General features: G+C 40.5%; 18 protein-coding genes. 13 read left to right on the forward strand and 5 right to left on the reverse strand.

Features of this window, described 5'->3' with window-relative positions:
* Positions 1 to 58: 58 nt before the first annotated feature.
* Both TW85_RS09580 and TW85_RS09585 read left to right on the forward strand, forming a co-directional pair.
* Complete coding sequence (locus TW85_RS09580; RefSeq protein ID WP_046016908.1) at positions 59 to 409, forward strand: NIPSNAP family protein; 351 nt, start codon at positions 59 to 61, stop codon at positions 407 to 409.
* A complete protein-coding gene (locus TW85_RS09585) occupies positions 406 to 774 on the forward strand; it encodes an antibiotic biosynthesis monooxygenase (RefSeq protein ID WP_046016909.1) in 369 nt (122 codons plus the stop codon). Before TW85_RS09580 ends, TW85_RS09585 begins: the two co-directional genes overlap by 4 nt.
* Before the next feature lie 74 nt (positions 775 to 848).
* Here the strand turns inward: TW85_RS09585 and TW85_RS09590 are convergent, their stop codons facing one another.
* Positions 849 to 1,772, reverse strand: coding sequence for a MaoC/PaaZ C-terminal domain-containing protein (locus TW85_RS09590; RefSeq protein WP_046016910.1), 924 nt, complete (start codon positions 1,770 to 1,772; stop codon positions 849 to 851).
* Positions 1,773 to 2,011: 239 nt separating this feature from the next.
* Positions 2,012 to 2,323, reverse strand: a complete 312-nt coding sequence (locus TW85_RS09595; RefSeq protein ID WP_046016911.1) for a hypothetical protein — start codon at positions 2,321 to 2,323, stop codon at positions 2,012 to 2,014.
* Positions 2,324 to 2,753: 430 nt separating this feature from the next.
* Here TW85_RS09595 and deoC point away from each other — a divergent pair, with 430 nt between their 5' ends.
* The 5 genes from deoC (at position 2,754) to ahpF (ending at position 8,162) form a co-directional block, all read left to right on the forward strand.
* Complete coding sequence (gene deoC, locus TW85_RS09600; RefSeq protein ID WP_046016912.1) at positions 2,754 to 3,524, forward strand: deoxyribose-phosphate aldolase; 771 nt, start codon at positions 2,754 to 2,756, stop codon at positions 3,522 to 3,524.
* Positions 3,525 to 3,548: 24 nt separating this feature from the next.
* Positions 3,549 to 4,892, forward strand: coding sequence for a thymidine phosphorylase (gene deoA, locus TW85_RS09605; protein WP_046016913.1), 1,344 nt, complete (start codon positions 3,549 to 3,551; stop codon positions 4,890 to 4,892).
* A 228-nt stretch (positions 4,893 to 5,120) separates the two neighbouring features.
* Positions 5,121 to 5,678, forward strand: coding sequence for an alkyl hydroperoxide reductase subunit C (ahpC, locus tag TW85_RS09610; RefSeq protein WP_343251975.1), 558 nt, complete (start codon positions 5,121 to 5,123; stop codon positions 5,676 to 5,678).
* Positions 5,679 to 5,933: 255 nt separating this feature from the next.
* Positions 5,934 to 6,275, forward strand: coding sequence for a GNAT family N-acetyltransferase (locus tag TW85_RS09615; protein ID WP_238326194.1), 342 nt, complete (start codon positions 5,934 to 5,936; stop codon positions 6,273 to 6,275).
* A gap of 288 nt (positions 6,276 to 6,563) precedes the next feature.
* Positions 6,564 to 8,162, forward strand: coding sequence for an alkyl hydroperoxide reductase subunit F (gene ahpF, locus TW85_RS09620; RefSeq protein WP_046016915.1), 1,599 nt, complete (start codon positions 6,564 to 6,566; stop codon positions 8,160 to 8,162).
* A 32-nt stretch (positions 8,163 to 8,194) separates the two neighbouring features.
* Here the strand turns inward: ahpF and TW85_RS09625 are convergent, their stop codons facing one another.
* Positions 8,195 to 9,061 (reverse strand): LysR family transcriptional regulator, encoded by an 867-nt coding sequence (locus TW85_RS09625; protein WP_046016916.1) that lies wholly within the window; start codon positions 9,059 to 9,061, stop codon positions 8,195 to 8,197.
* A 132-nt stretch (positions 9,062 to 9,193) separates the two neighbouring features.
* Here TW85_RS09625 and TW85_RS09630 point away from each other — a divergent pair, with 132 nt between their 5' ends.
* Complete coding sequence (locus TW85_RS09630) at positions 9,194 to 10,294, forward strand: alcohol dehydrogenase family protein (RefSeq protein ID WP_071210281.1); 1,101 nt, start codon at positions 9,194 to 9,196, stop codon at positions 10,292 to 10,294.
* Positions 10,295 to 10,350: 56 nt separating this feature from the next.
* On the opposite strand, the gene TW85_RS09635 is transcribed toward TW85_RS09630, so the two are convergent.
* Complete coding sequence (locus TW85_RS09635) at positions 10,351 to 11,295, reverse strand: LysR family transcriptional regulator (protein ID WP_046016917.1); 945 nt, start codon at positions 11,293 to 11,295, stop codon at positions 10,351 to 10,353.
* A gap of 263 nt (positions 11,296 to 11,558) precedes the next feature.
* On the opposite strand from TW85_RS09635, the gene TW85_RS09640 reads away from it, so the two are divergent.
* From TW85_RS09640 to TW85_RS09655, 4 genes are all read left to right on the forward strand, one after another.
* Positions 11,559 to 12,581 (forward strand): TRAP transporter substrate-binding protein, encoded by a 1,023-nt coding sequence (locus TW85_RS09640; RefSeq protein ID WP_046016918.1) that lies wholly within the window; start codon positions 11,559 to 11,561, stop codon positions 12,579 to 12,581.
* Positions 12,582 to 12,653: 72 nt separating this feature from the next.
* Positions 12,654 to 13,202, forward strand: coding sequence for a TRAP transporter small permease (locus TW85_RS09645; RefSeq protein ID WP_046016919.1), 549 nt, complete (start codon positions 12,654 to 12,656; stop codon positions 13,200 to 13,202).
* The gene (locus TW85_RS09650) at positions 13,192 to 14,514 is read left to right on the forward strand and encodes a TRAP transporter large permease subunit (protein WP_046016920.1); all 1,323 of its coding nucleotides are present in this window, start codon (positions 13,192 to 13,194) and stop codon (positions 14,512 to 14,514) included. The genes TW85_RS09645 and TW85_RS09650 overlap by 11 nt, the downstream gene beginning before the upstream one ends.
* A gap of 3 nt (positions 14,515 to 14,517) precedes the next feature.
* Positions 14,518 to 14,961 (forward strand): universal stress protein, encoded by a 444-nt coding sequence (locus TW85_RS09655; protein ID WP_046016921.1) that lies wholly within the window; start codon positions 14,518 to 14,520, stop codon positions 14,959 to 14,961.
* Between the two features lie 78 nt (positions 14,962 to 15,039).
* Here the strand turns inward: TW85_RS09655 and TW85_RS09660 are convergent, their stop codons facing one another.
* Positions 15,040 to 16,026 carry an NADP-dependent oxidoreductase gene (locus tag TW85_RS09660; RefSeq protein WP_202904845.1) on the reverse strand — a complete coding sequence of 329 codons (987 nt, stop codon included), beginning with the start codon at positions 16,024 to 16,026 and terminating at the stop codon, positions 15,040 to 15,042.
* A 185-nt stretch (positions 16,027 to 16,211) separates the two neighbouring features.
* Between TW85_RS09660 and TW85_RS09665 the strand changes: the two genes are divergently transcribed.
* Positions 16,212 to 17,144: a LysR family transcriptional regulator gene (locus TW85_RS09665; protein WP_046016922.1), complete on the forward strand. Its 933-nt coding sequence runs from the start codon at positions 16,212 to 16,214 to the stop codon at positions 17,142 to 17,144.
* Positions 17,145 to 17,209: the final 65 nt, after the last annotated feature.

Genomic DNA, 17,209 nt, shown 5'->3' on the forward strand with positions numbered 1-17,209 from the left:
TAGACTTCTGCTCATCATCAAAACCAGTTTGATTTAATCAAACCCTAAGGAGCAGGAAATGACAGTAAGCTGTTTTATCGAATACAAGATTAACCCTTTTAAGCTGGCTCAATTCACTCGATATGCTAATAACTGGGGGCAGATTATTCCCCGTTGCGGCGGCGAGTTGGTGGGTTACTTTCTTCCCCATGAAGGCACTAATTATCAAGCGTTTGGCATTATTAGCTTTGATAGCTTGGCAAGCTATGAAGCCTATCGGATAAGGCTTAAGCAGGATGCTCAGGCAATAGAAAACTTTGAATTTGCCAAAGAAGAGCAATTTATCTTGCAAGAGATGCGTCGCTTTTTAACCCCAGTAGAATCAACTTACTGGTGTAAGGCAAAAGCTTTTAATAAGGAGTCAGTATGATCGCTGTTATGTTTGAAGTAGAGCTTAAACCTGATGAAGTAGACACCTATTTTGAGTTAGCTCATTTATTAAAGGCAAGCCTAATTAAGATGCCGGGTTTTATTTCTATTGAGCGCTTTCAAAGTTTGTCTGAGCCTCAAGCCTCTCTATCTCAAGCCTCTAAAGACCTGCCTCCTAAGCCAGCTAAGGTACTCTCGTTATCCTTCTGGCAGGATGAAGCGGCGGTTGCAAATTGGCGTAAACATACAGAGCATAATCAGGCTCAGGGTTTAGGGCGTGAGAAAGTCTTTGATGATTATCGTATTCGAGTTGCTCATGTTGTCAGGGATTATGGTTTGCATAGAAGAGATGAGGCGCCTAAATAGCGTTAGATTAAATATTGAAAAGGCCTTTTATTGCAAAAGGCCTTTATTTAAGGAAATTTTTAATTACAGTTTTTTTAATTAAGCACTTGTAAATGAGCACAGATGCTAGGCTTGGGGTTCTTCCCACAATAAATATCAAAGCCTTGTTCTAGGCCATTATCATCAGAAATAGCGAGTTTTACACTGGCGGTTTCTTCTAAAAATAATGGACCTTTAAAGACAGTGTCTAGAGCAAGTTGAGTATGACCTTGGGTAATTTCGTCAATGCCATTGCTTGCTAATGCTTGTGCTAAAACGCCAAAGCCGTGAGCGATATCGCGTTTTAAACCAAAGAGTTTTGCAAGGGTTTTAGAAATGTGAATAGGGTTATAGTCCCCTGAAATCTTAGCGTAGACTTTACCGCGATTTTTAGGAATCAGCCAGTTAGCACCAGAGTGTGTGTCTTCTAAAGTATTTAGCTCAAAGTTGTTTAATTCTGTGTTTGAGTCTGGTTCAGTGGTTTTGTTAGCGGGTGGAAATTTTCCTTTCTTAAAGTAGGTGCTGATTTCAGACCAAACCACCTGATTATTGACAGAGACAAAGGTGCTGAAGTCGAACTCTAAGCCTTTCTCTGTGATGCGCCATTCTCCTAACTCGCTATCAATTCTGATTACTTCGTTAATTTTAATGGGGCGAATTTGTCTGATTTTATTCTTTAAATGCACCGCCCCTAATAACCCAATAGGGAAGTCTTTGTGAGTTAGCATGTGCATATGCATGCCACCTGCGAGTACATGAGGATAAAGCAAGGGAAGGTGTTTCCCTTCTTTTAGACCTAAGGTTTGGCAATAAGCCTTGTGTGCTTGAGTGTCTATCTTGATGCGCGGCCAACTGGCTTTGATAGCAGGAATGCCTATTTCAGGTTTAAAGCCTTTTCTAGGTAAGCATAATGCCTTGATTAAAGGGCTGGCTAAACTGGGTTTTTTATCAAAGTTGAGGGAAACGGAAGAGATATGCATATCCTTGATCAAGTTGGCTTATTTTTGATTAGGATAATCTTTTTATGGGTTTAGTTTAAGGTAAATACATGGATAACACATATGCATGGAATGAAGAGGTAACAGTGTATTAGAGGTTAAAGTTTAAGAAGAGCTTAGGCATAAAAAAGCCAGCTAAAGGGCTTTAACTGGCTGCAAGTAAGATAGAAAACTGTCTTGCTACTATGTTCAATAATAAAAAACTACTCAAGGGGTAAGGGTTACTCTGCGACTTCTTCGGCTTCTGCCTCTTCAGCGCTTTCTTCATCTACTTCAGCTTCTGGCTCTGGTTCTGGTGGGTTTAACTTTGCATCCAGTGCGGGTAGAACATCATTATCAAGGAAGATTTCGATATCTTTCATAATGATTTCTTTCACTGCTGAAAGCTCGACTTTGTCTTCACCTTCAAGGGTGCCGTAAGACAATATTGAGACAAGCTCTTCGATAATGTTAGATAGGTTGTCACCTACAGTATCTTTTAATTTAGGTAGGATAATTCCCAGTTGGATTTTAAAAGCGATATCATCAGACATAATTTTTATTCCTGTTAACTTGTTGATATTAAATACAATTTAAGTTTCTTTCTGACAGGTTTTAAAAGTCTTAATTCCTGCTAAGTGTTTTCAGTTAACCATGTGATTTTGGGCTTTTCAAACAAACTTATCGGAAAATCTTTAATCTCCACACAAACTACCCATTTGAGTGAATAAGGCCGCAAAATTTGCAGTTTTCGTGAATTTTAGAAGCATGATTGTGCAGATAGTGTGGATAGGAAAACTCAGCGTCTCACTTAAGTTTAAGCAAAGTGCAGAAAATTAGATCTTGATCAATAAAAAGACAATTGCCTCTGTTTAGATAAGATTAATTGTTTTTATCTTTAATTAATTTGTTAATCTTGTACGAATGGTCAGGTTTGTCTAGTATGGATGACTTGGCTTTTTTTATTATGGGAAGGAAATAACTATGTCTGCATTAAAGCAAGCCGCACTGACTTCACTGACGTTAATGGATTTAACCAGTTTAAATGATTCTGATAACAATCAAACCATCATTGATTTGTGCCATCAGGCAAACACGCCAGTTGGCCATACAGCCGCTATTTGTATTTACCCACAATTTATTATTCTCGCTAAAAAAACCTTGGCTGAACTTGGCTTGTCACACATCAAGGTAGCAACAGTGACTAACTTCCCTATGGGGGCAGCGGATGTTGCGTTAGCCGTTAAACAAACTCAACAAGCGATTAAGCTAGGTGCAGATGAAGTTGATGTTGTTTTTCCTTATCGCGCTCTGATTCAAGGTGATGAATCGATCGGATATGAGTTAGTCAAAGCCTGTAAAGAGGCTTGTTCAGACCAAGTAACACTAAAAGTCATTATTGAATCTGGTGAGCTTAAGAGCCCAGAACTCATCCGTAAAGCCAGTGAAATTTCAATTGATGCCGGTGCTGATTTTATTAAAACCAGCACGGGTAAAGTTGCCGTTAATGCCACGTTAGATGCAGCCAAAACCATGCTTGATGTGATTAAAGAGAAGAATCTTCAGGTTGGTTTTAAAGCGGCTGGTGGTGTTAAAACAGCGCAAGATGCCGCAGCTTATTTGAGTTTAGCCCAAGATATTTTAGGTAAAGACTGGATTCAAGCATCAAGCTTTCGCTTTGGTGCTTCCAGCTTGTTAGGAAACCTATTGAGTCAATTGGATGTTGAGCATGAATTAACTGAAGGCGCCTATTAAATAATAACAATATAAGGAGTATCCATGAGCGGGATTGAACACAATAATAACGTCCATTTTCTACCTCAAGAAGTCATTCGTAAAAAGCGTGATGGTCTGGCTTTAAGCCAAGCTGAAGTTGCCTACTTTGTTGATGCAATTGCGAATGAGTCTATCAGCGAAGGGCAGGTTGCCGCTTTTGCAATGGCAACTTACTTTCAAGGAATGAGTATAGAAGAGCGCATTGCCTTAACCTGTGCAATGCGTGATTCGGGAGATGTACTAAATTGGCAAGATCTTGCTCTGGATGGCCCTATTTTAGATAAGCACAGCACGGGTGGCGTGGGGGACTTAGTTTCTCTTGTGCTAGGGCCCATTATTGCGGCTTGCGGTGGTTATGTGCCCATGATATCTGGCCGAGGTTTGGGACACACAGGTGGTACCCTAGACAAATTAGATGCTATTCCTGGTTATCAAACTCAGGTTTCAAATCAAGTATTTCGAGACGGTGTTAAGGAAATTGGGTTGGCCATCATAGGTCAATCTGCCAATTTAGCACCAGCAGATAAGCGTCTTTATGCCACCCGAGATATTACGGCAACGGTTGAATCACTCGACCTAGTAACGGCTTCCATCCTATCTAAAAAATTAGCCTGTGGTTTAGATGCCCTTGTCATGGATGTGAAAACGGGTAGTGGTGCTGTTATGAAGGACCTTGAAAGCTCGATTGAGTTAGCTAAGAGTATTTCGGCTGTTGCTAATGGTGCAGGTGTTAAAACCAGCTGCTTGATCACTGACATGTCCCAAGTATTGGCAACAAGTGCAGGTAATGCGCTTGAGATAGCTGAGACCATTGCTTTTTTAACAGGAGAAAAAAGAGCTGGGCGTTTGGCAGAAGTGATTTATGCCTTGGCCGATGAAATGCTGCTTATTTCAGGCCTAGCAAGCTCTAAAGAAGAGGCAGCTAAAAAACGTATGGCAGCTTTAGACTCAGGTGCCGCTGCACAAAAGTTCGCGCAGATGGTTGCCTTCCTTGGTGGGCCAGCTGATATTGTAGAGCAACCAGATAAATACTTGCCTAAAGCTGAGGTTGTGAAGCCTGTATTTATGCCCGAGTCTGGCTATCTCTCAAGTATGGATACCAGAGCAATTGGCATGGCTGTTGTGGATTTAGGTGGTGGTAGAAAGCGAGCAAGTGATGTTTTAGATTATAGCGTAGGCTTAAATCAAATCGCTCAACTAGGGCAAAAGCTAGATTCTAAAACCCCAGTATGCTTCGTTCATTCCAATAATGAGGATGATTTTAAGCGAGCAGAAAATCGTATTCTGAATGCCATCTTGTTAAGTGATACAAAACCAGACCTTAGCCCTATGCTGTATGCATTTTAATTATTAGAGAAGCAAAATAGGCCAATAGGAATTTCTTATTGGCCTGATTTAGACTATCAATTTCTTATTTTCAATAATATTTATTAATCTATTCCTTGTCGAAACACAACGCCAATTAAGGCGATCGAAACAGATACCGCAAGCGTCTTTTAAAGCTAGCTTGTTATGAAATCAACAAAAACTGAATAGAAACGATAATTATTTTTGGAGCAAGAAATGACAACATCTTTGATCAATACACAAATTAAACCTTTTAACGCATCTGCTTTTAAAGCGGGTGATTTCATCGAAGTATCTGATAAAGACCTAGAAGGTAAATGGTCCGTTTTCTTCTTCTACCCAGCTGACTTCACTTTTGTCTGCCCAACAGAACTAGGTGACATTGCTGATAACTATGCTGAGTTTGAAAAGCGTGGTGTAGAGGTTTACTCAGTATCGACTGATACTCACTTCACTCACAAAGCTTGGCACGATTCTTCCGATACTATCGGTAAAATTCAATACACCATGATTGGCGATCCAACAGGTGCCATCACTCGTAACTTCCAAGTAATGCGTGAAGAGCAAGGTCTCGCTGACCGTGGTACTTTCTTGGTAGATCCAAATGGCATCATCCAATCAATGGAAATTACCGCAGAAGGTATTGGTCGTGATGCACAAGATCTACTTCGTAAAGTAAAAGCCGCTCAATACGTAGCAGCTCACCCAGGTGAAGTTTGCCCAGCGAAATGGAAAGAAGGTGAAGAAACACTAGCGCCATCTTTGGATCTAGTTGGCAAAATCTAAGACTAGTATCTGATAAATAAAAGCCCGCCTAGGAGACTAGGCGGGCTTTTTTGTTTTCTCGACTTGTGATGACTTTTCCTGAATAAGATCTGTGGAAAGGCAGGTGTTTATTTTTAATATCAAAAAAAAGCTTCCATGTTAATAAGATGTTTATAGTAGAGTCGCAAGTTTGGAAAAAGCTTTAAATGGAGAGAGGCGTTTGTATCAAGTAGTAGAAAAGTCGTTTCGGTTGATGATTTTCTGAGATTAAGAGAAGTGTCTGGTTTAACTCCTAGACCTTATGAAGCTGCTAAACGTGCTTTACCTAATAGCCTTTTTGGTGTGCACATACGTATTGATAACAAGGTTGTTGGTATGGGCCGTGTTGTAGGTGATGGAGCACTTAACTTTGAGGTAGTCGATATTGCTGTTCAACCTGATTTTCAGGGTAAAGGATTAGGTCGTCTAATCATGCAAAGTATCATGGACTATTTGGACAGAGATGCCCCAAAAGGCGCGTATATCACCCTTATGGCAGATGTTCCCGAGCTATATAAAAAGTTTGGCTTTGAATTGAGCCGACCAGAAAGTGAAGGTATGTGTATCGTTAAACAATAAACTCATTACCTATCAAAGCTTTTCATAGGCGTTACTTTTATTAATTGGCCTCGCTATTTAGCGGGGCTTTTTAGTTTCTTAGGGGCTTAAATTTAGGGTCAAAAATCACTCTAAATCTTCCCAAATAGCATTTTCCTATTGATGGTATTTAATCTATCAATTTCACTGTTTTGATTGCTTTTATTAATCTAACTGCATGACTTAAGTGTATCTCTTTGTTGAGCGAACTTAATAGAGAGTCACTTTGAAACAAACAAATTATGTAACAGAAGATAAGAGGAAATAAGCATGTTGGATCAATCAATTAAAACTCAGTTATCAGCTTACTTAACAAAAATCATTCGCCCGGTGAGCATTCGTGTCAATCTAGATAACTCTGATAAATCGACAGAACTGGTTGAGCTAGCGAGAGAAATTGCAGGAATGTCTGACCAGATTAGTTTGCATGAAACGCAACTAGACACAGAGCGCGCGCCTTTAATGTCCATTCAACCTGCCAATGAAGAAGCGGCAAGGGTTGCTTTTGCGGGCATTCCAATGGGTCATGAGTTTACCTCTTTAGTATTGGCCTTGTTGCAAGCGGGTGGACACCCAGCAAAAGAAGAACAAGCGATTCTAGATCAGATTCTTTTACTAGAAGGTGAGATTAAGCTGGAAACTTATATTTCTCTCTCTTGCCAGAACTGTCCTGAAGTGGTTCAAGCGCTTAACTTGATGTCTGTGCTAAATCCAAATATTAGCCACACCATGATAGATGGTGCCTTGTTCCCGAAAGAGGTGGAAGAGCGCAACATTTTAGCGGTACCAGCTGTCTTCGCTAACGGTGAATTATTCGGTCAAGGACGTATGACCTTGGCAGAAATCGTGAACAAATTAGACACAGGAGCAGAGAAGAAACAAGCAGAGGCACTATCGAAAAAAGAAGCTTATGAAGTGCTTGTTGTGGGTGGTGGTCCAGCGGGTTCTGCAGCAGCTATTTATGCTGCTCGTAAAGGGATTCGTACCGGCGTGGTGGCAGAGCGTTTTGGCGGACAAGTCAGTGATACCATGGCAATAGAGAACTTTATTTCGGTGAAAGCAACCGACGGCCCTAAGCTTGTCGCAAACCTTGAGCAGCACGTTTTAGATTACGATGTTGACCTGCTTAAAACCCAAAGAGCAGCCAATATAGTGAGTGCTCAAGAGAGTGATTCTGGTTTAGTTGAAGTGACGCTAGAAAGTGGGGCTGTGTTAAAAAGCCGATCAGTTATCTTAGCGACAGGGGCGCGCTGGCGTGAAATGAACGTGCCAGGAGAAGCCGAATACAAGGGGAAAGGCGTAGCTTACTGCCCACACTGTGATGGGCCATTATTCAAAGGCAAAAAAGTGGCTGTCATTGGTGGCGGTAACTCTGGAATAGAAGCCGCGATTGACCTTGCAGGTATTGTAGACCACGTGACTGTGCTGGAATTCTCTGATGTGTTGCGTGCCGATGAAGTCTTGTTACAAAAAGCACGCTCTTTAAGCAATGTGACCATCATCAAAAATGCAGCAACAACTGAGGTGCTAGGTGATGGTGCAAGAGTTAATGGCCTAACTTACACAGATAGGCTAACAGGCGACTCTCACAAGGTAGTGCTTGCGGGTATCTTTGTTCAGATAGGCTTGTTGCCGAATACTGACTTCTTAAAAGGCCGTGTTGATTTATCTGATCGAGGTGAGATCGAAATAGATGCGAGAGGCCAGACGTCTATGCCAGGTGTCTTTGCTGCTGGGGATGTGACAACCACACCTTATAAGCAAATCATTATTGCTATGGGCGCCGGCGCTACCGCAGCATTAGGGGCTTTTGATCACTTAATTAGAACATCGGTACCTGTGACTGAGGCTGAAGAAGCCGTGGCTTAAAAGGCGTTATAAAGAACAAAGCGCACTCAATGTTATTGCATTGATGTGCGCTTTTTTTCGGCCTTTTTAAATGCAGATGAAATGCTTTGCACTAATTCACTGGCGAGGTTGGTTGAGTGGATTATCTCTGTCGAGATTACCTTCTGAGTCAGGGATAAAGTCTCTAGGGATTGCAGGCGGTTTTCATTCACTAGGGAAGCGGGCAGAAGGGCGATGCCTAATCCTGCTTCAGCCGCAGCCACGAGGTTTTCTAATACAAGGCTTTCAAAACTGGTTTTAAAGACTCGTTTGCTTTCTTTCATGCTTTGCTTGGCAATGTCTTTAATCATGCAGTCTTGCTCGAAACTTGCTAAAGGTATCTCTTCATAAGCCTTTAAATCAAAGCCGTGGGGTGCTGCCCAAATCAAGGGCTCAATCCAAAGGGAGCTTGCGCTTGTTTTGGCGCCTTCTCCTGTCACTATCGCAATATCAATTTCTTCATTTTTTATTCGTTTACGCAAATTGCGGCTTGAATCACAGATTACCTTGGCATCTAACAAGGGGAGTTCGCTTTTTAGCAGGGGCATGAAATGATGAATAAAGTCTTGAGCGTAATCACTTGGGATGCCAAAGGTGAGATGGCTTTTTTCCTCTTTTACGGTAAGCGCCTGCACAGCTTGATGATTAAGGCTAAGCAGTTGCTCGCTGTAACTTAATAGTTTTATGCCTGCTTGGGTGAGTTTTAAGTCTTGGTTGCTACGAATTAATAATTGTTTGCCAGTGACTTCTTCCAAACGTTTAAGCTGCATACTCACAGCACCTTGAGAGCGAGAAACGGTTTCGGCTGCTAACTTTAACTGGCCTGTTTTGACTATGGCCACAAAGGTTCTAAGTAGGTCTAAATCTAAAATAGGGGACATAGGTTTCTCTAGTTTTATCAAAATAAACCTAGTTCAATATTTCTGAACTAGTTAATTAAAAATATTAGTTTGTCTTAATTATTCTGCCTTTATATTCTCTATTAATAAAGCAATTAAATTTTGAGGTGATGTATGTCTGATTTAGCAAAAGGGTTTATGGAAGGGGTCGTTTTGACAGGCCACGGCGGTTTAGACAAATTGGAATATAGAGACAAGCTCCCTTTGCCTGTGCCTGCTGAAAATGAAGTCTTAGTTAAAGTGCATGCCGCAGGAATTAACAATACAGACATCAATACTCGCATTGGTTGGTATTCAAAAACGGTGACAGGCGATACGAATCAGGTAGCGGAAGACGGCTTAACGGATAACGCGGATGATGGCAGTTGGTCTGGAGAGCCTTTAAAATTTCCTCTTATACAAGGGGCAGATTGCTGTGGTGAAATTATTGCAGTGGGCTCCGGGGTTGATACAAGCCGTATTGGTGAGCGCATTCTTATTAGACCTATGCAGCAAAATCTAAATCAGAATGGTGAACTTAAAAGCATTACCATGGGCTCTGAATGCAACGGTAGCTTTGCTCAATATACTAAAGCGTTAGCACATGAGTGTTACCCAGTTAATTCAAGCCTTAGTTGTACTGAGTTGGCTTCTTTCCCTTGTGCTTATTCAACTGCCGAAAACATGATAGATAGGGTACAAGTAAATGAAACAGATACCGTCTTAATAACCGGGGCGTCTGGCGGTGTCGGTTCAGCAGCGATTCAATTAGCAAAACGCCGAGGCGCTAAGGTGATTGCCGTTTGTGCTAAATCTAAAGCAGAAAGCGTTTTAGCCGTGGGGGCAGATAAAGTGCTAGCAAGGGAAGAAAGCATCTTATTACACCAAGCCCAGGAATCTGTTGATGTAGTGATAGATCTTGTTGCTGGAGATAGCTGGTCTGAATTGATTGATGTACTTAAAGTGCGTGGTCGTTATGCGGTTGCAGGTGCCATTGCTGGGCCTATCGTCGAGATGGATGTACGGACACTCTATTTAAAAGATTTAACCTATTACGGCTGTACCTTTCAGCCTGCCTCAGTGTTTGAAAACTTGGTACGTTATATCAACGATGGTGAGATCAAACCTCTGGTTTCCAAGGTGTATGAATTAAAGCAGATTAAAGAAGCGCAAACCGATTTTTTAAATAAAACCTACATGGGGAAATTGGTCCTGTCCGTTTCATCGTCTCAATAGGTTAAAAAATTAACCTTTTCTCTTAATATGGGAGTTAGGTGACTGGTTAGACGTTTTTAGTATGGTTTTTGAAGGTCTATGTCTTCAAAGACCTCTGAAATTGCTTTTAAAAAGAGCTCTTTAGCTCGGTTTTTATTTACCTCTTTCTTACAAATTACAGCAACACCAAGAGGAAAGCTTTTGATATCTTTTCTTAAGGCTCTTAGTTCTCCTGTTGCTAGGTGAGGTGCTGCAACAGCTTCAGGCAAGAAACAGATGTAATGGCCAGATAGCACCATGGCTATACGTGATTCATAATTGTAAGAGGTTCCTGCCAAGCTCATTTTACTAAGGTTCTTATAAACTTCTTGGTGTGGTTTAAGACCTGCATGTATTGCTCTTGCATCATTGATCATTAACTCAGTGAGATCTTCATCCTGTATTGAATAGAGTGGATGAGATCGGCCACAATAAAGGTAGTTGAAATCAGTAAAAAGATGAGTGTATGCCAAACCTTCAAGGTGTCTATGGTAGGGAATAAAGCCAATGTCCATTTCATCATTAAGCACTTTACGCTCTATATCGTTCATGCTTTCGACAAAAGTAGACAGTTCGACACTAGGGGCGTCATGGCAAAATTGATCAATGATTTGCGGCAGTTTACACCGGCTATCAAGGCTTAAGGTGTCACTTAGAGCAATGTTTAATTGTCCTGTTGGTGTGTGGCTGAGATTGTTAATGGTATTGCGTAAGTCTTCAAATGATTCCAGTAACTTCTTAGTTTGTTGATAAACCACAGCCCCTTCTTCTGTTAGTGCGAACCCTGCACGTCCTCTTTTACAAAGCACTAAGTTTATTCGTGTTTCAAGGTTAGCAATATGATTGCTGATGTTTGGACGGCTAATATTTAACGTTGTTTCAGCTGCGGCAAAACCTCCGCAATCAACTACAGCTTTAAAAACACGTAGCTGCTTTAACTCAATGTCACTAATTTGCCCTAGTGTTGCATTCTTTGAAGTCATTTTCTTCTCTTTGATCGATATAAATATACCTTTTTACATCTCTACCTAAGTGAGAAATTTTTATCAGGTAAGGTCTAAGTGATTTGATATATAAGTAATTATAAGGTTTTAGAATAGATGAAAAGGTTATATAAAATGTCCCTTAATAGGTATTGAAAACTAAACCTTTACGTGCATTTGGTCAAATTTATCCTTGAAATTTCTTATGGGATCATCCTCTTGAAACAGATCATGACAAACGCATCACATGAGGATAAAAACAAATGTTAGACAATGTGAAAAAAATCAAATCAAAACTAGCTACTTCTACTTTAGCCCTTACTTTGGGATTGAGTGTTATTGCCACTGACCTTGCTGCTGCCGATCATAATTGGCGTTTTAGTAATTTATATAGCCGTGGTACTGCTTTTGGTGAGCTTTATGAAGGATTAGGCAAAGATATCGAGCGCTTATCTGAAGGAAAGATTAAGGTACAAACACTTTATTCTGGTGAAGGCGTGGGAACCTCGGGTTTATTGGGGGCAGTAAAATCAGGATTAATTACGATGGGAGCCCCTTTTCAGTCTATGCATGCAGGAGAGCTACCTGCTGGCGTTGTTGAAATAGGTTTGCCTGGTGGTACTGAGGATGCTGGTGAACTGTATGCTTTATTCCATAAAAAAGGTTGGGGTGAAGTGCTTGAAAAAGCTTATGGATCACAGGGTATGGTGTGGTTAGAGCCTTATATTCAGCCACCTGTTTATATCATTACGAAAGAACCAATTCAGTCTGTAGAAGATTTTAAAGGTATGAAGATTAGGGCTCCAGGTGCTTACGGTAAATTTTTGAGAAACCTTGGGGCTTCACCTGTTTCTTTGGCATGGAGCGAGATCTATACCAGTTTGGCAACAGGGGTAATTGATGGCTCGATTGGCAGTAACTTGATTGATCATAGAGATGGTAATCATGTGGAAGTTGCAAAGTATATGTATCCACTACCACTTGCGGGAGCGCAAGTTTTACCCATTGTGGTGAATCGTGGTGCATGGAGAAAGTTACCTGATGATCTAAAAGCTGCGGTTAGAGAGGCGACTGAGATTCATGCACAAAAACAACTAGAAAAATCAAGACAATGGGAATCAGAAGCCTTAGAGAAGATGATTTCTCAAGGGCTAAAATGGAGCCCTGCTGCTAGTGATCAAGATAAACAAGCGTGGGCGCAAGCTGGCTCTGGTTTATGGGATGAGTATGCTGCGAAAGATAAATATAGTAAGCAGTTAATCGATATTCTTAAACAAGATCTTTAACAGGGTATTTAGTCAGAGGTGTTAAAGGCATCTCTGACTTTTTTTATGTCTTAAAATCCTTGGGTAATGCCAATGTTTATTATTCTAATAAAAAGGCTGTGTCTTAGTATCGATCTTATTGTCATGCTATTTGGTAAAACAGCGTCTTTTCTAATGCCTTTGATTGCTGTCATTGTGGCATTTGAAGTGTTTTCTCGTTACTTCCTTGGGGCGCCTACTATTTGGGCCTACGATTTATCTCTTTTTATGTTTGGTTATATGGCTGCACTTGGTGGAGCCTATGCTCAACAACAAAAGTCACATATTAATGTCGATATCTTGTACATACAGGTATCACAAAAAACAAAATGCATTTTTAACATTTGCTCATTTTCGCTAGGTATTATCTTTTTACTTGTGATGCTAGATACGGGTTATGAAAAATATCTAGAAGCCATTGAATTTGATTACCGTCGTCAAAGTGAGTGGGCTCCGCCTATGTATCATTTTTGGCTTATGGTCATGCTTGCCTGTGGTCTTTTTATTGCGCAGTTCATAAGAGATATCTTGCTAAATCTTTATGAGTTAATTACTGGAAATATATTAATCGAATTAAAAGAGGCAGAAACAGATGGCTATTGAGATGTTAACCGGCATTCTGCTTTTATGCATTTTAGTGTTTTTTGCATTAGGTGCGCCTGTGGGATTAGCTTTGGGCGGTATTGCCATGGGAATAGGCTATATGACATGGGGAGAAGGCATCTTTAATGTCATTCCTACTACTTTAGAGGCAACTTACTTTAGTTTTATCCTACTTGCCATTCCTCTTTATATTTATATGGGGCAGCTACTTACTAAGTCCGGCATTGGTGATGCCATGTTTAATGCCAGTCAATTAGTGATTGGCAAAGTACGAGGCTCGTTAGCCATTAGCGTAATAGGTGTTTGTTCCATGATAGGTGCCATGGTCGGTATTATTGGGGCAGGCATTATGACCTCGGGCAGTATCGCCTTAAGGCCTATGCTAGAGCGTGGTTATGATAGACGCATGGCTTTGGGGGTTATCATGGCTGGTGGTGGTTTAGGGATATTAATACCTCCAAGTATTCCAATGATTATGTTTGCTGCTGCAACTCAAAACTCCATTGGCCGTATGTTCTTAGGGGCCATGGTACCTGCATTATTGATGATTCTGCTGCTAATTTGCTATGTCGTGATCAGTTGTAAAATCAACCCGGATAAAGCGCCTCTAGATTTAGAACAAAATGATTATGAAGAGCAAACCCCTAAGCAGAAGTTTCGCATTTTACGAGATGGATTTTTTTCGATTTTGCTGATCGTCACTGTTCTTGGCAGTATTATTACTGGTATTGCTACCCCTACCGAATCAGGAGCAATCGGTGTTGTTGGAGCTATCTTGCTAGCGATTGTTTTTAAGCGATTTAAGCTAGATATGTTTCGATCTGCTGGGATTCAAACGGCAATTTTAGTCAGTGTCGCAATGTGGGTTATCTTTGGAGCATCGGTATTTAGTAATTTCCATCTATTGATGGGGGTTCAGTCCATGGTCGCTAATTTTACCGATGGCTTAAACCTTCCACCGATTATGATCATCATAATGTTTCAAATTATTATGCTGCTCTTAGGTTTTATCATAGATGAATTCATTATTGTTTTAATGTGCGCACCATTATTTACTCCAATAGCCGTAGGATTAGGATATGACCCTATATGGTTTGGCATCCTGATGATCATCAATATCTTAATTGCAGTACAAACACCTCCCTATGGGTTTGCTTTGTTTTACCTAAAAGGTATTGCTCCAGCTAATGTGGGCATGGGGGAGATCTATAAATCTGTCACGCCGTTTATTTTGCTCAATTTGACTGTACTTATTTTATGTATGGTGTTTCCAGATATTATTCTTTGGTTACCTAATAAGGTCATGGGGTGAGTTATGTTTAAAAAAATACTCGTCGCTTTTGATATTGCCCATAATGAGCAAGTGCCTTATTTGCTGAAAGCAGCCTTTGAAGTGTTAGATCAAGAGGGCGGTCAGATTTGTTTGTTTTATGCTGACCCTAACTTAGAGCAAGGTATTAGTACCCAGCAACTGGAGGAGCAAAATATCAGGCACCATAAAGAAGAAGTGAAATTTGCAATAGCGTCTTTAATGGCTTCCATTCAAAATACTTTTTCTGAGAAAGAAGTGTCTGCAATTAAATGTCATACCCAACAAGGTAGTGTTCATGAACAGATATTAAAACAGGCCAAAGCACTCGATGTTGATGCTATTATTTTAATGTCCAAAAAACCTGGCTTCTCAAGTTACTTTATTGGTTCAAATGCAGATAGAGTTGTGCGTCATGCTAAGTGCTCTGTATTTGTGATCAGACACTGATTGGGTTGTGATCTTTTGGTACGATAAAGCCAGCGATTGGTTGAATAACAATCGCTGGCTTTGGCTCAGCTTTAGCATTTAATCAACATATTCATATGCTGCAATATTGAGCACTATTTTACCTGTCGCTTTACCTGCCTCACTGCGCTGATGGGCTGCTTTCACTTCTTCTAGAGGGTAAACAGAGTCCAGATGCACTGTGATTTTTTCTGCATCGATTAGCTCTGCAATTTTGCCAAGATCATTTCCGTCAGTTTTTACCAACATACGCGTAAACTGGATATTATTGGTAACTTGAGTACCTTCTGGGAGCTCATCTAAGGTCGAAATAAGTTGGCCGTTAGGTTTTATTACATCTAATGATTTGACGAGATTTTCTTGACCGCCAATGGCTGCTAATACTATGTCTACTTCTTCAATAAGTTTGCTAAAATCTTGTGTTTTATAATCAATAAACTCATCGGCTCCTAAACTTTTAACATAGGTTTCTTTTGTGCCTGATGCACTAGCGATGACATGAGCTCCAAGATAGTGAGCAATTTGTACAGCAAAACCACCCACACCCCCTGATGCGTTTTGAATAAAGACTTTTTTGTCTTTGGCATTTTCTAAGTTGAGCCCTGCGTCTCGGGTAAGAGCTTGCCAAGCTGTTACTGCTGCTAAAGGGACGGCTGCGGCTTGCTGCATATTAAGCTTATTCGGCTTTGACCTTACTAATTCGGCATCAACTGCCACATACTCAGAATAAGTGCCTTGTTTGCCGATATCAGTGAAAGCAAATACCTGATCGTTAAGGTTGATGCCACTGACATCATTGCCTATTTGAGCCACTTCACCGGCTAAATCCCAGCCTAAAACGAGTGGGAGCTGGTGGGTGTCTGTTCCTGCTAGCATGCCGTTACGAATGTGAAAATCAACTGGGTTTAAACCGGCTGCTGCGACCTTGATTAAGACTTGGTCGGCATTAATTTGAGGTGTATCGAGCGTGCCAACTTGTAAATTTTCATGGCTACCATATTGATTGATAAAGGCGGCTTTCATTTGAGTTTTAATGCTTTTATTCATTGTCTTATTTCCTGTGTATTTTGCCTTTTAGGCTGTATTCGAGTTAATGCCAGTATTGAAGATTAAATACATATCTTCAAATTAATGATTGGTATGAAAATCATTGATAAAAATGATGTGTTTATATAAGGTTTGTCTAACTTAATGGTTTTTAATGACCTTGTTTTATCAAAAGGAGAGCGAAAATGGCGAAGACGGACCTCAATCTCGTTGTGATTTTTGATGCCATCATGAAGGAGAAATCTATCACTGCAGCGGCAGATAGCCTTGCTATGACTCAGCCATCTGTATCAAATGCTGTTTCTCGCATGCGCCATGCTTGGAAAGACCCTTTATTTGTAAAGGATGGCAGAGGCATAAGACCGACTCCTTATGCCAGTAAACTTTGGAAAAGTGTGGCCGAACCTCTTGCTCAAATTAACCATGCAATTGCCCCTGATTATTTTGATCCATTAACCTCTAAAGCCAGTTTTCGCATAGGTATCACGGATGGTTCTGCTTCTATTGTCTGGCCTGAACTTAGGCATATTATTGAGCAAGAAGCGCCAAATATTAATATATATGCTGTGCCTTATAAGGTGGATGGAGAGCTTTTATTAAATAATGCCGATGTGGATCTGGTGTTTGATTATTATGATGGCAGTAGTAATAGTAATGAAATTAGTTCTAAAGTGATGTACGAAAATCATTTTGTGACTGTGATGCGCGCAGATCATGTGCTAGCAGATAAAGAGTTAACCCTTGAGCGTTATCTAGAAGCTGAGCACTTAATGGTATCTTTATCTGGCGATATATGCGGGATAGTGGATGACAAGCTTGCTGAGCTTGATAGTAAGCGGCGAACCGCTATGACAGTAAATAGCTTTGCCAGTGCAATTAACCTTATCAAGCAAACACGTTTAATTATTACCATGCCCTATGCCGTGATAGCAGAACACCTTGAAACGAGCGATCTTGTGTTAAAACCCGTTCCATTAGAGCTCTCTAGTATCAAGATTAGTTTAGCTTGGCATAGCCGTAATAATCACTCGCAAGCATTGAAATGGTTGATAGGGGTATTGGATAGAATTATTGATTCTAAACGCCATTTATTTAATTTTGATTTACCACATGCTTAATCGGTATATTTCTTTAGGAATTGCTCATAAATAATTTGCAATATAGGAGCTCTTGGGGCTTACTA

Origin of the sequence: Marinomonas sp. S3726, assembly GCF_000967665.1 — a bacterium.
Classification (GTDB): domain Bacteria; phylum Pseudomonadota; class Gammaproteobacteria; order Pseudomonadales; family Marinomonadaceae; genus Marinomonas.

Excerpts from the sequence above, each read along its gene's own strand:
- deoA (WP_046016913.1), top strand. The coding sequence starts at position 3,549 with ATGAGCGGGATTGAACACAATAATAACGTCCATTTTCTACCTCAAGAA.
- TW85_RS09580 (WP_046016908.1), top strand. The coding sequence starts at position 59 with ATGACAGTAAGCTGTTTTATCGAATACAAGATTAACCCTTTTAAGCTG.
- TW85_RS09590 (WP_046016910.1), bottom strand. The coding sequence starts at position 1,772 with ATGCATATCTCTTCCGTTTCCCTCAACTTTGATAAAAAACCCAGTTTA.
- ahpF (WP_046016915.1), top strand. The coding sequence starts at position 6,564 with ATGTTGGATCAATCAATTAAAACTCAGTTATCAGCTTACTTAACAAAA.
- TW85_RS09650 (WP_046016920.1), top strand. The coding sequence starts at position 13,192 with ATGGCTATTGAGATGTTAACCGGCATTCTGCTTTTATGCATTTTAGTG.
- TW85_RS09585 (WP_046016909.1), top strand. The coding sequence starts at position 406 with ATGATCGCTGTTATGTTTGAAGTAGAGCTTAAACCTGATGAAGTAGAC.
- deoC (WP_046016912.1), top strand. The coding sequence starts at position 2,754 with ATGTCTGCATTAAAGCAAGCCGCACTGACTTCACTGACGTTAATGGAT.
- TW85_RS09625 (WP_046016916.1), bottom strand. The coding sequence starts at position 9,061 with ATGTCCCCTATTTTAGATTTAGACCTACTTAGAACCTTTGTGGCCATA.
- TW85_RS09645 (WP_046016919.1), top strand. The coding sequence starts at position 12,654 with ATGTTTATTATTCTAATAAAAAGGCTGTGTCTTAGTATCGATCTTATT.
- TW85_RS09660 (WP_202904845.1), bottom strand. The coding sequence starts at position 16,026 with ATGAATAAAAGCATTAAAACTCAAATGAAAGCCGCCTTTATCAATCAA.
- TW85_RS09630 (WP_071210281.1), top strand. The coding sequence starts at position 9,194 with ATGTCTGATTTAGCAAAAGGGTTTATGGAAGGGGTCGTTTTGACAGGC.
- TW85_RS09665 (WP_046016922.1), top strand. The coding sequence starts at position 16,212 with ATGGCGAAGACGGACCTCAATCTCGTTGTGATTTTTGATGCCATCATG.
- TW85_RS09595 (WP_046016911.1), bottom strand. The coding sequence starts at position 2,323 with ATGTCTGATGATATCGCTTTTAAAATCCAACTGGGAATTATCCTACCT.
- TW85_RS09640 (WP_046016918.1), top strand. The coding sequence starts at position 11,559 with ATGTTAGACAATGTGAAAAAAATCAAATCAAAACTAGCTACTTCTACT.
- TW85_RS09635 (WP_046016917.1), bottom strand. The coding sequence starts at position 11,295 with ATGACTTCAAAGAATGCAACACTAGGGCAAATTAGTGACATTGAGTTA.
- TW85_RS09655 (WP_046016921.1), top strand. The coding sequence starts at position 14,518 with ATGTTTAAAAAAATACTCGTCGCTTTTGATATTGCCCATAATGAGCAA.